Here is a 15,535-nt window from a genome sequence, read left to right on the forward strand (position 1 = left end):
GCTATTCAACACAGGTTTCCCAGCACAGCTTTGGTGCGAAGCGTGAGCGTGTGACGGCAAGTTCGGACATTTCCAAGAGGGGAATGCCAACGTTAAACACGGGTTGATAATTCATAAAGGTTTCAACCATCAACACACGATCATGCAGGGGCATAACGGGGACACGGTCGCCATAAGTTGCGACATCAACATTGGTCAGGGTATAGTTGCCGCCGGTTGCAAATGACCAATCCTTGACCAAAACACGCGAGTCTTTGTCACATTCTTCGGTACAAACGACCGAAGTGACGCGTATCCACGTGTTTTCATCTGCTGAGTTGGACAGGAATTCAAACATGTCCAGCAAGCCATTCACATAGGGCGCATCCACAACGTCGAGCTGTCGGCTGAGCATATCGGCCACAGTGAACGTCGCTTTGAGGTTTGTGCTCCGTGCTTGGAAGGCATCAAAAAACGCGAAGGTTGCCACATAGGCCCAGCACAGAAGCGGGAACATAACGATTGCTTCGACCGTCATGCTGCCTTCATTGCCCACTAAGAAACGGCGTAGCAAAGGAATGTGCGTTGGGCGGGCCTCTTTGGATTTGATGTGTTTCATATCAATTTGGCTCGTTTACAAAGGCTGAAACAGAAATCAGAGCATATCCGCCATCTGAGTCGTGTTTTGGAAGATCCAGCGCGAATTCTGAGGATTTAAAAAACGGGTCCACAATGACACAAGCGCGCACCAGCATCATTTCGTTTTGAGTGCCGCCGTTAAAGGCTGTGACCGGCTTGATTTCGGAGCCACGGTCGAGGCATTTGGTCGCCGTGCCAAGAGGTGCCCAAGTCTCTGTCGAAACGGGGCGCAACTCAATCAAGATCACGTCGATGCAATCTGGAATAATGCCTGCGAGTTTGCAGATTTTTTCTTTGAGCTCGTCGTGTGTTGGCGGGTTCCACGTTCCAAGGCGCAAATCGCGGACCGAAAGATCCACCGCGCGTTCAAGCATGACGTGACGAACTTTTAGAACCCCGATCTCTACCGATCCAAGCAAAAAGCTTATGAGAAACGGGAAGAGGATCACGAACTCGATGGTCGCCGATCCAGCCTCGCTCTGCGCAAATTTGCGCAAAAGCCGTTTTGGGAGGGAGAGAGGCGATATCATTGAGTGAGCCTTAGACGATTGATTTGGCTGGCGATCGCTGCGAACGCCGCAGAAATATTTGTGCCGTCCACGTCAAAGAAGTGGTTTTCGGTGCTTGCACAATCCCTCATGACGTCAAGATAGGCATCTTCAACTTCAAAGCCGATTGTGAAAATTAGGATTTTTTCTTTCTTGGCGGCGTCACAAGACGCAAAGAGGTTGTTGTCTTGTGTGGTTGGCGTGATTCCGAAATCCAAACCGGACGTCGGTTCATAGTACAGTGGACCATAATTATCTATCCACGATTCCGTTTTTAAAACGAACAATTCTGGCCACGTGAGCTGCCTAATAGAGTTCTCATCATCCATGTCCGCTTCGACATATGTATAGGTGGGAACCATTTCGCATTTTTTGTACCAATTGCGTCTATATTGGTACCATGTACATTCCTCTTCTTCCCCCGTGATTTGATAGGAGCCTGGAGAGTTAACCCGAACGTTATTGTCTATGTCCAAGAAATTGTCGTCATCCTCGTAGTAAATAAAAAGATTGTCATCTCCTGAAGTAAGCTCTTGGTAAACGGGCGTGGGGCCGCGACGTTTGTCTGCATTCATAAACGGACGTCCCTCGTGTTTACCATCGGTCATGAGAACGATAACTTTGGAGGAGTCCCGTATGTTAATCCCGTCCCCAAACGGCAGGGGGCGTTCTGCGAAGAGAGGATCGATGTTCGGATTAGCTTTTTCGGATATTGCTTTAATCGCAGGTTGTGCTGCGGGATCGAGGAGTGCGACTCCCCATTTCATACCTTGGTCGATGGAGGTGGATTTATCCGCTTCTAGGCCGTTGATGAAAGTATCTACATCGGAATAGTTGCTCAGTAACGGCTGAATTTCGCGGTTAGATCCAATCGTATCACAGTAGAAATAGTTGGGCGTATTCGAGGAGTTGCTCCAATAGTCGAAATGTGCAGATTGTAGCAAGTCCCCCCCAAGCTCACACTTGTCGCCTCAAAGTCATCGGAGCTGAAATCAACGCAGCGAGAATATGTGTGGTCGGAAAACACGCCATATTGCTCCGCAAGGTCGGCGCCGACGTCAACTTGAGCCGCGTAAGGGACAATTGAAAGGGACACGCGCCCATCTTCAACGGTGCATTCTTTCTCGCGCTCTGGGTCACTTGGGTTGCAAAGCATGGCATACCCAAACTCTTTGGCCGCTTTTTGCAGTTCATAAAGCTTTGTATGGCCAGATGCCGAGTTGTACCGCATAGAGCCTGAGACATCGACGACCAGTGAGATTTCAACGTCCGAAATGCCTTCCTCAGCGGAACCGAAAGCGGGCGAAGACAAATGATTCACACCCGCGAGGCGCATAAAGGTTGTGTCAATTTCGAGGGACGTAGATGCCTGCACCCAACGATAATTTCTCATCCCTGCGGACTCGACCGTTTTATGCTGAATATCTATGTCAAATCCAGTCAGACCCGATTTCTCGAAGTAATCACGGACAACGAATTCGGGGTCAAGGTCTTGCTCAAGGCTCGCCGCCGCAAGTATGGCGCGATCAAGGGTATACTGCATGCGCGTACGTTGCGTCTCAAGATAGATGACATCAACGGCGATACCACCGACCATCAGCATGACTAGGAAAATGAAAAGGGAAAATACGATCAGCGACCCGTCTTCATTCCGGCCAAAGGATTTCAATCCACGCAAGCGCGCGCCAAACGATTTCCCAAAGCGCGTTGGGCTGACGTTAGCCACAGGATTTTCCCAATTTTTAAACATATCATTCGCCTTTCCCGGAGTCCAAAAACACAGTCTCCCTCACACGACACGCAAAGTGCGCCAATGGGTTTTATGATTGAGACTTGTGGCGGAATTAGGGCGCAGATAGGAGGGAAAGGCAATTTTTATGAGAAAATTGAGATATTTAACGAAAAATTAACCATTACTGTCGACGGTTAGGCGACAATCTAATGAGGGGGTCGAAATTGTTGAATTTGGGCGCGAACTGCGCGATGTCACAGTTGTGTACGGCCTTCGTCCTGTTCGATTTAAATTTCTTTCGGTGTTACCGTTAACAGAAGTGGCATGTTTATCATTAATACCTAGTCTGGCGGTAACTATATACGCACGGTGATTCGCATTGTCGCGTTTTGGGAGGGCTATCTATGACTGAAATGCAAGAAACGAGTTTTCGGGAATCCGTTGACCTTATGTTCAATAGGGCGGTTGCCTTGATGGATTTGTCGCCGGGCTTGGAGGAAAAAATTCGCGTCTGTAACGCGACCTACACTGTGAGATTTGGCGTGCGCTTGCGGGGGCAAATTCAAACGTTCACAGGCTATAGGTCGGTTCACTCGGAGCATATGGAACCCGTTAAGGGGGGATTCGCTACTCCATGGGCGTTTCTCAAGATGAAGTCGAAGCACTTGCAGCCTTGATGACATATAAATGCGCGTTGGTTGAAGCGCCTTTTGGTGGCTCAAAAGGCGGTTTGTGTATTGATCCCCGTGAATATGACACCCATGAACTTGAGCTTATTACACGACGATTTGCCTATGAATTGATTAAACGCGACCTTATTCACCCAAGCCAAAACGTCCCCGCTCCGGATATGGGGACGGGAGAACGGGAAATGGCATGGATTGCTGACCAATATGCACGTATGAATACAACCGATATCAATGCGCGGGCCTGTGTTACGGGTAAGCCATTGAATGCAGGTGGTATTGCGGGGCGCGTTGAGGCAACCGGTCGAGGGGTTCAATACGCTTTGAAGGAGTTTTTCCGCCACGAAGAAGATAAAGCAGCGGCGGGCTTGTCGGGTAAATTGGATGGCAAACGCGTAATTGTGCAGGGCCTTGGGAATGTTGGCTACCATGCTGCCAAATTTCTTTCCGAAGAAGACGGTGCCAAGATCATTGGAATAGTCGAGCACGATGGTGCGCTATTGGATGAATATGGCTTAGATGTTGAGGCCGTACGGCATTGGATCGTTACGCATGGGGGTGTTACTGGATATCCAGAGGCGAAGTATATTGCGCAGGGCGCAAAGCTGCTCGAGCATGACTGCGATATTCTAATTCCTGCGGCGCTTGAGGGCGTTATCAACCTTAAAAACGCCAAAAATATCAAAGCTCCCCTTATTATCGAAGCGGCCAACGGGCCCGTGACCGCGGGTGCAGACAAAATTCTTCGCGAAATGGGCTGTGTAATCATTCCGGATATGTATGCCAATGCCGGCGGTGTAACGGTTTCCTATTTTGAATGGGTGAAGAATTTGAGCCATATTCGATTTGGCCGCATGCAGCGCCGTCAGGAAGAAGGGCGGCACCAATTGGTTGTGGATGAACTCGAGCGGCTTTCCGCAGACAAAGAGCTCGGATGGACTCTGTCCCCTGACTTCAAGACGAAATACCTCAAGGGCGCCGACGAATTAGAGCTTGTGAGATCGGGCCTAGACGACACAATGCGCACTGCCTATCAATCGATGCGCGAAGTCTGGCACGGTAGAGAAGACGTGACTGATCTGAGAACGGCTGCCTATTTAGTATCCATTGGAAAGGTTGCCGCAAGTTATCAGGCAAAAGGCCTTTAACCATTTTTTCCCTCCAAACCCAGAATGGTCTGGGGGGAAATCCCCTAAAATAGGTGCGTTTTAAGCACCGAAAAACGCATCAGGCGCTAGACTCTCCCAATCAGGATGGGGATACTGGCTGCTATGAGTTTACCCCCTGGCTTCCTCGACGAGTTGCGCACACGCACATCGCTTTCACAAGTGGTGGGGCGTAAAGTGATGTGGGACAGTCGTAAATCCAACCAAGGCAAAGGCGACATGTGGGCGCCGTGCCCCTTTCACCAAGAAAAATCAGCGTCCTTTCATGTCGATGACCGAAAAGGGTTCTATTATTGTTTCGGGTGTCAGGCCAAAGGCGACGCCATAAGTTTCATACGCGAAACCGAGAATGTTGATTTCATGGAGGCCGTAGAAATACTGGCGCGTGAAAGTGGCATGCCCATGCCCGCGCGTGACCCCAAAGCGCAGGAAAAACAGGATTATCGTGCCGAACTGATCGAAGTGATGGAGCAGGCCGTTCAGTTTTTTCGCCTCCAGCTCAAAACAAACGCAGGCCAAAATGCGCGGTCATATCTTGAGAAACGTGGGTTGCGTGAAGCCGCACTTGACCGATGGGAAATTGGTTTTTCACCCGATTCACGGCAGGCTTTGTTTAGCTATCTAACCGGCAAAGGTGTCGCGCAGAACTTGATTCTCGACGCAGGGCTTTGCGCAGTTCCAGACGATGGCGGCGCGCCGTATGATCGTTTTCGTGGGCGGATTATTTTTCCAATACGGGACGCACGTGGCCGCGCAATTGCGCTGGGCGGACGGTCTCTCGATCCAAATGCGCGCGCCAAGTATCTGAATTCGCCAGAAACATTACTGTTTGATAAGGGGCGCTGTCTCTTCAACCATGGCCCTGCGCGGGAAGCTGCCGGAAAAGGAAAACCATTAATCGTGGCTGAAGGGTATATGGACGTAATTGCCTTAGCTGAGGCTGGTTTTGACGCCTGTGTTGCGCCACTTGGTACGGCCGTTACCGAGGATCAGTTGCGCTTGATGTGGCGAATTGCCCCCGAGCCAATTATCGCGTTGGATGGAGATAAGGCGGGGCTGAACGCAGCCATGCGCGTGATTGATTTGGCGCTCCCATTGTTGGAAGCTGGGCAAAGCTTGCGATTTGCGATTATGCCTGACGGGCTAGATCCAGATGACGTTTTGAAATCCAAAGGGAATGGAGCGATGCAGGGGCTTTTGGACGGTGCCATTCCGATGGTACAGCTCCTGTGGCGGCGCGAAACCGAGGGTAAAAAGTTTGACAGTCCTGAGCGCAAAGCAAGTTTGGACAAATGCCTGAGGGAGGCGATCAAAAAAATTCGTGATGCCTCCGTGCGTGGCCATTATGGCGAAGATCTCAAACGGATGCGCTGGGAGCTTTTTGGAACAACGCCGCAGGAAAATCGCAGAGGTAGTTTTCAAAAACAAACGTTTGAACGCAAAAAAGGCGGCTTTGGGAAATGGAAGCCACAGGGGCCCATGTTTCAACCGGTGACTAAGACGTCTCTGCTCGCGATGGGGACAGATAGCGTTGCGGATGTTTTGCGAGAATGCGTGGTCCTTGCGACCCTGATGCGCAATCCAACGTTGATTGAGCGTTTTGAAAGCCAGTTGGAGCGCTATGAGTTTGCGACCCCAGAAATGAACCTTATTCGAGATGTTTTACTACGAATTTCGCCTCAAAGCGATGCAGAGGAGGCTGTTTTTCAATCGGTGGGGCCAGAAGCACTTGAAAACCTGTTGCGTCCACGCCATGTGCAGCTTGCACCGGGTATTCGTACACCGGAAAAAACTGACCTTGCGAGTCTCTGTGTCGCTGAGGAATTGGCGAAATTGACAGCGCGGCGCGGCGCCAAGAGGGAAGTCTCTGACGCAATGCGGGATATGGATGGCCTTGTGGATGAGGGGGTCACTTGGCGTTTGGGGCAAGCGGCAGAAAACAGAAACCGCGCTGAAAGGTGCGAGGGGGAGGATTCCGCAGAATATGATGTCGGAGAGAACGGTGCCCAAATGGTACGCAGTGAACGGTCCGCATTAGACGATATTTTAGCCGCAACCGGACATTTTGGTCAAAAAGACACGACCTAAATCGCGTTTGGTGAGGAACAAGTAAAGAAAACAGGTTAAACGGGTTGCGAATCAATGATTCGCGTTGTTGATTCGGGGCGAAGAACCGATTCGCTACCCGCCGATTTTGTAGGAGCTATGAATGGCCGCCAAAGATTTAGACGACCGTAAAAGAGACGATCAAGATGCAGATTCGGGCATGGACACCAGCCAAGCTGCTGTGAAGAAGATGATCGCTGACGCGCGGGAGCGCGGCTACATTACATACGATCAACTCAATCAAGTCATGCCGCCAGATCAAGTTTCTACTGACCAAATCGAAGACGTGATGTCGATGCTCTCAGAAATGGGCATCAACATTATCGAAGACGAAGAGTCGGAAGAAGAAGAAAAAGGCGCGACGGCCGTTGTCGAGGCGACGGGCAATCGGGAAGTTACCCTTTCCACGACCACAACCGAAGTCTTGGATCGCACCGATGATCCCGTTCGGATGTACCTGCGCGAAATGGGCTCTGTTGAGCTTCTGTCCCGCGAAGGCGAGATCGCGATTGCGAAGCGTATTGAAGCGGGTCGCAACACGATGATTGCGGGGCTCTGTGAGAGTCCGTTGACCTTCCAAGCGATTACGATCTGGCGCGACGAGCTTTTGAGCGAAGACATTCTGTTGCGTGACGTCATCGACCTTGAGACGACGTTCGGCAATACGCTGGAAGAGGACGGCGGCGAAGTTGTGCCCGTCGTTCCAGGATTGGGGGCTGCGCCTGCTGCGGGACCTGAGAAAAAGGACGAGGCCGAAGAGCTGGACGCCGACGGAAATCCTATTGCTTCGGATGATGACGACGATGAGGACGAACAAGTCAACATGTCGCTTGCTGCGATGGAAGCCGCGCTTAAGCCCCGCGTTCTAGAAACGCTGGACCTGATCGCGCGTGACTATGAAAAACTTTCCGCAATGCAGGACATTCGGATTTCGGCGACGTTGAATGAAGACGAGAGTTTCTCGTCTAAATCTGAAGGCGCCTATCAAAAATTGCGGTCCGAAATTGTGGTGTTGGTGAACGAACTTCACCTTCATAACAACCGTATCGACGCATTGATTGATCAGCTTTATGGCATCAACCGTCGCATTATGTCGATCGACAGCTCGCTTGTTAAGCTCGCCGACCAAGCCCGCATCAACCGTCGTGAATTTGTTGACGCCTATCGTGGGCGCGAACTTGATCCATCTTGGTTGGACGAAATGGCAGAAAAAGCTGGTCGCGGTTGGCAGAGCTTTGTCGAACGCTCCAGTGATAAAGTCGCTGAACTTCGTTCCGAGATGGCACAAGTTGGCCAATATGTGGGCCTTGATATTTCCGAATTTCGCCGCATTGTTCAGCAAGTTCAAAAAGGCGAAAAAGAAGCGCGTCAGGCCAAGAAAGAAATGGTCGAGGCCAACCTTCGGCTCGTTATTTCTATTGCCAAAAAATACACCAATCGTGGCCTTCAGTTCCTTGACCTCATTCAGGAAGGCAATATCGGCCTTATGAAGGCCGTCGACAAATTTGAGTATCGTCGTGGGTATAAATTCTCGACCTATGCTACGTGGTGGATTCGTCAGGCGATCACACGCTCGATTGCCGACCAAGCCCGCACGATCCGTATTCCGGTTCATATGATTGAGACCATCAACAAACTGGTTCGCACGGGTCGCCAGATGTTGCACGAAATTGGCCGGGAACCAACGCCTGAGGAATTGGCCGCGAAACTTCAAATGCCACTTGAGAAAGTGCGTAAAGTGATGAAGATCGCGAAGGAGCCGATTTCGCTGGAAACGCCCATTGGGGACGAAGAAGACAGTCAACTCGGCGATTTCATTGAGGATAAAAACGCAGTCCTTCCGTTGGATTCTGCGATCCAAGAGAACCTCAAAGAAACCACCACACGTGTTTTGGCGTCACTTACCCCGCGGGAAGAGCGCGTTTTGCGGATGCGTTTTGGCATCGGTATGAACACCGACCACACACTCGAAGAAGTTGGGCAGCAGTTCTCGGTTACACGGGAGCGCATTCGTCAAATCGAAGCGAAGGCTCTTCGCAAGCTCAAACATCCAAGCCGCAGCCGCAAATTACGCAGCTTTTTGGATCAATAAATTGGGCGCCCTTCGGGGCGCCTTTTTCCTATCACCCCTAAAGACATGCCATTCACGATGAAGTTTATTTCCGTTCCAGAAAGTCAGCAGTCTCTTTCAGATCCCTCTTTCCTAGATCAAATTATCTCAGTCCATAGTATTAACTTCTGGATTTTGTGCTTTTTTGGTGGGCTTTGTATCCTTTCGTACCTGCAGTTCGGTTGGGATAAATACTGCGCGATCAGGCAACGATGGCGGATTTCGGAAAACACTCTCTTGCTTACAGCCTTTCTTGGGGGTGCGCTTGGCGCAAAAATCGGCCAAAGGGCCTTTCGGCATAAAACAACGAAAGAGCCGTTCCGAACTTCTTTGCAACGGATATTTTTCTGGAACTTCGCCTTGTATGCAATCGCGTTTAGTCCACAAGGGAAGGCGGCGGTAACTTCGATTGCTTTGGCCTTCTTCAATGGGATGCAATAAGTCGCCATGCAGACAACCTTTTTAAAACCCACCACAGGCCAAGGTCTTTACGAGTTCACGCGCGACGTTGCGGATTGGGTGACTGGTGACGGCTTACTCACGCTTTTTATCCAACATACGTCTTGTTCGCTCCTGATACAGGAGAACGCAGATCCCGAAGTCCAGACTGATTTGCAGAACTTTTTTCACCGCCTTGTGCCTCCGACCACGGACCCGAGGATGGCCTATTTGACACATACGTACGAGGGGCCAGACGATATGCCAGCGCATATTAAAGCGGCAATGCTGCCGGTGAACTTATCTATTCCTGTCATGAGCGGCCAGTTGCGGCTTGGAACTTGGCAAGGAATTTACCTTTTCGAACATCGGAATTCTCCACATATCCGCCACGTCGCTGCACATCTTTCTTAGGGGACAATGCGCGGTAAGAATAGGCATGATTCTACAGGAGCAGGGTCTGTAATTTCGCGCAATCGTGAAATACAAAGTGTGGACCTTTCTCGCGTATTTATTTAATACTAAACCGAAATTTCAAATCATCAGTAGTAGGATTTTGGCCCATGAACTTTTTTCTAAAAACAGCTGCCGTTTTTTCCCTCGTTGGGCTCAGCGCCTGTAATACAACCGTTGCGGGCGGTTCAGGGGGCGTTGGAATGTCTGCTTCAACATCATCACCAACCCGTACCGGGGCGCATGTCTTTCTGGCGAGCAACGACATGGTTGTGTATGGTGATCCCGCTGTCGCTGGCCGTTTTGAAGTCCAGCAACGTGCAAGTCGCGGCGGTTCCGATTATTGGTGCGCTGCGGGTCAATATGCGGTCCAAAGCCTTGGAGTCGAGCCTAATGCGCGCATTTATCTTGCTGCTCCAATAGGCGATGGGCATCTTTCCAATAAGGCAAAAACCGCGGCCTTCACTGTCTCCCCCGATGTGGAGCTTCAGAATATCGCGGCTGCGCAATCAAATGGCCTAACCATGACTATTACGCGCGTTGGGGAAAACTGGTCTGTGGCGCATAGCCGTCTACAGTGCGACAGCGACTTTAACTCTCGGTTCCGCTAGAGTGTTTTCCGCTCGTCTTATTTGGGGGCGCGTTCCAGCAATGGAGCGCGCCTTTTTTGTGGATGCGTGAATCCAAATCGCAACAGTTTGTGTGTCTATCTTGTGTCTGAAATTCTTCTCTACCCAAGGGCTCGCGGCTGTCCTATAGTGCCTGTGTATAACTTCTCATTAAACCCAAGGGAGTGGCGATGCGCTGCCCATTTTGCGGAAACGTTGATACACAAGTCAAAGATTCTCGGCCCGCTGAGGACCACGTAGCCATTAGGCGACGTCGCTTTTGCCCTGCCTGTGGTGGTCGATTTACCACCTATGAACGGGTGCAGTTGCGCGATCTGGTTGTTATTAAGTCCAACGGTCGACGCGAGGAATTTGACCGTGACAAGCTTGAGCGCTCGGTGCGAATTTCTCTGCAGAAGCGCCCGATTGAGCGTGAACGGATGGATCAAATGATCTCGGGGATCGTGCGGCGTCTTGAAAGCATGGGCGAAACGGATATTCAGTCGGGAACGATTGGCGAGATCGTCATGGAAGCCTTGGCGCGCATTGATACGGTTGCCTATGTGAGGTTTGCCAGTGTGTACAAAAACTTCCAAGCTGCCGATGATTTCGACAAGTTTGTGAGCGAATTGCGTCCTCCAGCCCCCTCGGAAGACTGACAATGACGGCTGAGCTTAGGGGCGCCCGTGCAATCTAGGCTACAAGACGAACGGTTTATGCGTCGCGCCCTTATTCTGGGCGCGCAGGGTTTGGGGCAGGTATGGCCAAACCCGTCAGTGGGCTGTGTTGTTGTTCATTCCGATCAAATAATTGCCGAAGGCGTTACGGCCCAAGGGGGCCGTCCGCACGCCGAAGTGGTCGCCTTGGAGCAAGCGGGGGGCATGCGCGAGGTGCAACGGCTTATGTGACCTTAGAGCCCTGTACGCATACAGGAAAATCGGGGCCATGCACACAAGCTCTCATCACGGCGGGTATTGCGCGTGTGGTCTATGCGATTGAAGACGTGGATCCGCGGGTTGCGGGGCGCGCGAAGGCGCTTCTTGAGGCCGCTGGAATTTCGGTCACCACAGGTGTTTTGGAAACCCAAGCGCGCGAAGCTCACGCCGGTTTTTTCAAGGCCAAGGAGCAGGGCTTGCCGTTTGTGACCCTGAAATTGGCCACAAGTATTGATGGGCGCATTGCGACTCAAACGGGCGAGAGTAAGTGGATTACGGGGGCTGCTGCGCGGCACCATGTGCATGCGATGCGTGCCTGTCATGATGCGGTGCTTGTGGGGGGCGGCACGGCGCGTTCGGACGATCCCATGCTCAACGTGCGTGATTTGGGAGCCGTGCGCCAACCCGTTCGAGTGGTGGCATCGGCGTTGCTTGATATTCCGCTGGGCGGGAAACTGGCCGCGACAGCAGGAGAGATTCCGCTTTGGATTTGCCATCAATCCGGTGCGTCGAACTTCCTAAAGGACGCTTGGATCGGCATTGGTGCGAAGCTTGTTGAAGTGGAGTTGGGCGTAGATCGAAAACTCTCGGCGCGCGCGATGATGTCGGCTTTGGCCCGAGAAGGTCTGACGCGAGTGTATTGCGAGGGCGGAGGGCACCTAGCGGCGTCCATGCTGAATGCGGGCGTCGTTGATGATCTGATGACCTATACTGCGGGTGTGGTGATCGGCGGTGACGGGCTTGCGGGGATTGCCCCGATGCAACTTAACAAGCTGTCAAAAGCTCAACGGTTTAAACTCATTGAAGCCCACGCAATTGGCGATGATGTTCTGCATCATTGGCGCGTGCTCTAGCGACGCCACAACGGGGCGAAGCTTGCAAATATTCCTTGTACCTTTGACAGAAATCTCAGGCTTGCACCTCGTCTAGAGGCAGCAGGGCCCACGCTTTTGAGGCGTTGCAGGATGATTTCTGGTGGGCAGGGAAGGCCGTTGACGGGATCAAAATATCGTGGTGCGTCGATGAGGCATGCATGGGTGAGGCCTAAAAGCGTTGGGCGCGCCGAACGGCGTGACGGGACCTCGCCCAAATCGTTTGTGAGACCCCAGCCTGCATAGAATGGGGTGCCAAGACAGGTTACAGGGACGTTGCGCAACAAGGCCTCAAAGCCAAGGAGGGACGTCATGGTCCAGACCTCTTGAATATGGGGGAAAAGCGACGTTGAGTCCGTTTTTGCGAGGATCAAATCGCAAAATTCCAGCGCCTGTTCTGGTGAAATCGCGCCCTTACGTAGCCCCGCTTCAACGTCGGGGTGGGGTTTGTAGAGAAGTACGGCCGTGGGATTTCGGTCACGGGTTTCTTTGAGCAGGTCGAGGTTCGTTGCGATGCTTTGACATCCAAGCTGAATTGAGGCGTCGTCCTCAACTTGGCCGACAACGAGGATACGGTGCCCTTTTGGAAGGTTGGGAAGGGGGGCGCCGGAGAGGTTGTATTTGCTCAACCCCGCTTGAAGAATTCCAGTTAGAAGGTTTTGGGCCCGCTCAAGGCTTGCGCCCGAAAGGTGCGATGACGCGGTGATATACTGCTCCAATCTGGATTCAGATCGAGGATCATAGTAGACGCCCAAATCATCAAGAATAAGCGACATTGCGGGCACCAAAGCCGCGCCTAAACCGCGTGATCGAAGGAACCCGTCCTCCGCGCGGACCACGGGAACCTGTTGGGTGTTTGCAGCCGTTAAAAGCGAAGGGTTCGCGCGGTTTGCCCAAACAAGCAGGGGGGCGTCGAGGGCGGAGGCGCGTTGAATTGCCTTGGCCTCCGGGCTCACAAACTCAAGGGGTTTGCCTCTCCCAAAGGCGCGTTGAAGTGCGGGACGTTTCCAAAGGCGCATGCCTACAGCAACATATCCCGCCTTGTCCTCACGCCAAGCGCGCGCCTGAATCGCAAGGGTTTCTATGACGTCTTCGAGTTGGCAGAGGCGATCGTTATAGGGATCATACCATTTTGGGTAGAGGATCATGGCCGCCGCAAAAAGCTGTGGGCGACTTAGCTTTCGTTCGCGACGTGGCACTGGATATTCGTCGTCTGTTAGGCCCCAGCCAGCGTAAAAGGGTTGGCCAAAAACGCGTGGTTTGTGCCCTGCAAAAATGGCTTCAAACCCCATTTGAGATGAAACCGTGTAGACAGCGATGGCCCCTTCAAAGAGGGTTTGCGGTGCGATATCGTTTGTATAAAGGGACACGCGTGCGCTCTCGTCTTTGTCGGAAAAGTAGCCCAGCCGTGCCCCGCCAGTCGTTTCTGGATGGGTTTTTATCAGGACTTTTGCGGACGGGTGCTCCGTCTGTGCAAAAACCAACATTTCTTTGAAGCGAGTCCAATCAGCCCCGCTGGCGGTGACGGCGGCGTCATCGCGGGTTTGGTCAATGACCAAGACATATCCAGGAGCTGGGGGCGAGGTATCAAGCGCAAAGCCGTTATATTTCGAAAGTTTCAGCGCGTTTATGCGATCAATCGCTTTGCGAGCACGGTTTAGAATGGATGTGTCGTCTAAGGGCGAATGGGCGAGGATTTTTTCCAAATCGGAAGGGGTGGAAGGATCAAAATGCACGCCATATCGATCGATGCAGAGGCCAAGGGGTGGATCACCTGCTAAACGTCCAGGAATAACGGAGCGCAAAAACGCGTCTTCAACTCTTACTATTTTGGCGTCGGTGTGTGCAGAAACGATTTCGCCGCGCCCCGACGTCGGGCTTTGTCCCCAGACGCCTACGAGGTCTTCAGCTGTGGGTTTTCCGATTTTTACGTCATAGCCAGACAGCGCAAGGATACGTCGCAATCTTGGTTGGGTAAGAAATCCGCCGTTAAAAACAAAAAGTTGCCGCGGGGGTTCCACGGCAACTTTATCGGTTTCTTCATCGTACATGTCGACCCTTTTTAGAACGCGCCATCAAGGACCGCGAGGTCAGCAACTGGACCGATAATGGCACCAAGTGTTTTCTGCAGGCGCACATAGGGCGCTTCGGTGACATAGACGGTATCGTTTTCGCGGATTGCGAAATCACGCGCTTGGAACATTCCGTTGGGTGCAGTTAAATCAATGACATAGATAAACCGTTGATCGCCTTGTAGATCATTCCTCCCAAGCACCACATTAGAAATTTCTTGGGGTTCGTTGCGGAATATGAAAATTCCTTTTGGATCGGCAAGGTTGGAATTAAGGCCGCCGACAAGTGCGAGGGCTTCGATTGCTGAAACCGTTTGGGATTCAAAGGTGACGCGGCTTTGCGTTCCCATAGCACCAAGGGCAGTAAACGCACGATTGTCTTTTTCAACGAGGATTTTATCCCCTCCACGTAGCGCAATATCCATTTCGGGGTTTTCATAGAGGTCTTGGAGCCAGATTCTGTCTTTCAAACCGTTTCGCGTTACTGTTATTTGGGCGATCTCTGGTTCAATCGTCACACCGGATGCGCGCGCGAGCATGGCGGAAAGTGTGCGTGTGGGGCGCTCAATGGGGTAAACCCCTTGTGCACCAACCCCGCCAACAATCGAAACCGTAGACCCGTCGCCGGCAAGACGACGCACGGAAACTTGGGGGTCGGGAGTTTGCTGATCAAGCTTACGCGTGATAATATTGCGCAATTGCTCGGGCGTATTGCCATCAGCTTTAATGCGTCCTGCATAAGGAACGAAAATAAATCCTTGTCCGTCAACTTGGATTTCTTCCAAAATAGTTGCGACTTGTGGCGCGCCCAAAATGGGGACATCAGTGTTCTCCCAAACTGACACGCCTAAAACGTCTCCGGAACGAATGGTATCGGACCCTAAAAGGCCAGCATTTTTAAACGCTGCCGAAAACCCGAGGGCTGGCGTAACAGATGTCGCCCGCGTCACACGATCGTTAACGGTTACAACGAATGCGTCCCCCTGTTTTAGGACTGATCCCGAATAGATTTCGTTTTTATTTGGGCCGGAACGCGGAAGCGTACAGGATGCAAGCGCTGTTACAAGCGCAAATAGGGCGACCGAACGGACACCTTTGGAAGCCAGAATGCTCACTGCTGGAGCTCCTCGATTATTATAACTGCCTCAGTCTTTTTTAAGCCAAGTTACGGAAATCTGAGGAAAAAGCTAG

At 51.9% G+C, this 15,535-nt stretch carries 12 protein-coding genes and 2 pseudogenes; 8 read left to right on the plus strand and 6 right to left on the minus strand.

Annotated elements, in window-relative coordinates:
* Position 1: 1 nt before the first annotated feature.
* From RC74_RS10530 to RC74_RS10545, 4 genes are read right to left on the minus strand one after another with little or no spacing between them, the layout of a single operon-like run.
* Positions 2-598 carry a TadE/TadG family type IV pilus assembly protein gene (locus tag RC74_RS10530; RefSeq protein WP_052274683.1) on the minus strand — a complete coding sequence of 199 codons (597 nt, stop codon included), beginning with the start codon at positions 596-598 and terminating at the stop codon, positions 2-4.
* A 1-nt stretch (position 599) separates the two neighbouring features.
* A complete protein-coding gene (locus RC74_RS10535) occupies positions 600-1,148 on the minus strand; it encodes a TadE/TadG family type IV pilus assembly protein (protein ID WP_039001079.1) in 549 nt (182 codons plus the stop codon).
* Positions 1,145-2,110, minus strand: a complete 966-nt coding sequence (locus RC74_RS10540) for a hypothetical protein (RefSeq protein ID WP_169798728.1) — start codon at positions 2,108-2,110, stop codon at positions 1,145-1,147. Before RC74_RS10540 ends, RC74_RS10535 begins: the two co-directional genes overlap by 4 nt.
* Positions 2,005-2,916 carry a Tad domain-containing protein gene (locus tag RC74_RS10545; protein ID WP_062628205.1) on the minus strand — a complete coding sequence of 304 codons (912 nt, stop codon included), beginning with the start codon at positions 2,914-2,916 and terminating at the stop codon, positions 2,005-2,007. Before RC74_RS10545 ends, RC74_RS10540 begins: the two co-directional genes overlap by 106 nt.
* A gap of 386 nt (positions 2,917-3,302) precedes the next feature.
* On the opposite strand from RC74_RS10545, the pseudogene RC74_RS10550 reads away from it, so the two are divergent.
* The 8 genes and pseudogenes from RC74_RS10550 (at position 3,303) to ribD (ending at position 12,254) form a co-directional block, all read left to right on the plus strand.
* A pseudogene (locus RC74_RS10550) lies at positions 3,303-4,732 on the plus strand (Glu/Leu/Phe/Val family dehydrogenase).
* Between the two features lie 123 nt (positions 4,733-4,855).
* Entirely contained in the window at positions 4,856-6,838 is a 1,983-nt protein-coding gene (gene dnaG / locus RC74_RS10555; protein WP_039001076.1) for a DNA primase, read from the plus strand.
* Positions 6,839-6,959: 121 nt separating this feature from the next.
* A complete protein-coding gene (gene rpoD / locus RC74_RS10560) occupies positions 6,960-8,948 on the plus strand; it encodes an RNA polymerase sigma factor RpoD (RefSeq protein WP_039001075.1) in 1,989 nt (662 codons plus the stop codon).
* 57 nt (positions 8,949-9,005) lie between these two features.
* A complete protein-coding gene (locus RC74_RS10565) occupies positions 9,006-9,407 on the plus strand; it encodes a DUF1294 domain-containing protein (RefSeq protein ID WP_052274682.1) in 402 nt (133 codons plus the stop codon).
* Between the two features lie 6 nt (positions 9,408-9,413).
* Positions 9,414-9,818, plus strand: coding sequence for a secondary thiamine-phosphate synthase enzyme YjbQ (locus RC74_RS10570; RefSeq protein ID WP_039001074.1), 405 nt, complete (start codon positions 9,414-9,416; stop codon positions 9,816-9,818).
* Positions 9,819-9,967: 149 nt separating this feature from the next.
* Complete coding sequence (locus RC74_RS10575) at positions 9,968-10,468, plus strand: hypothetical protein (RefSeq protein ID WP_039001073.1); 501 nt, start codon at positions 9,968-9,970, stop codon at positions 10,466-10,468.
* Between the two features lie 188 nt (positions 10,469-10,656).
* Positions 10,657-11,124: a transcriptional regulator NrdR gene (gene nrdR / locus RC74_RS10580; protein ID WP_039001072.1), complete on the plus strand. Its 468-nt coding sequence runs from the start codon at positions 10,657-10,659 to the stop codon at positions 11,122-11,124.
* Between the two features lie 57 nt (positions 11,125-11,181).
* Positions 11,182-12,254: pseudogene (gene ribD, locus RC74_RS10585) on the plus strand (bifunctional diaminohydroxyphosphoribosylaminopyrimidine deaminase/5-amino-6-(5-phosphoribosylamino)uracil reductase RibD).
* Here ribD and RC74_RS10590 read toward each other — a convergent pair.
* Both RC74_RS10590 and RC74_RS10595 read right to left on the minus strand, forming a co-directional pair.
* Positions 12,251-14,323, minus strand: a complete 2,073-nt coding sequence (locus RC74_RS10590; protein ID WP_039001070.1) for a capsular polysaccharide biosynthesis protein — start codon at positions 14,321-14,323, stop codon at positions 12,251-12,253. The pseudogene ribD and the gene RC74_RS10590 overlap by 4 nt on opposite strands.
* 11 nt (positions 14,324-14,334) lie before the next feature.
* Positions 14,335-15,459 (minus strand): polysaccharide biosynthesis/export family protein, encoded by a 1,125-nt coding sequence (locus RC74_RS10595; protein ID WP_039001069.1) that lies wholly within the window; start codon positions 15,457-15,459, stop codon positions 14,335-14,337.
* Positions 15,460-15,535: the final 76 nt, after the last annotated feature.

Source organism: Falsihalocynthiibacter arcticus (genome assembly GCF_000812665.2).
Taxonomy (GTDB): domain Bacteria; phylum Pseudomonadota; class Alphaproteobacteria; order Rhodobacterales; family Rhodobacteraceae; genus Falsihalocynthiibacter; species Falsihalocynthiibacter arcticus.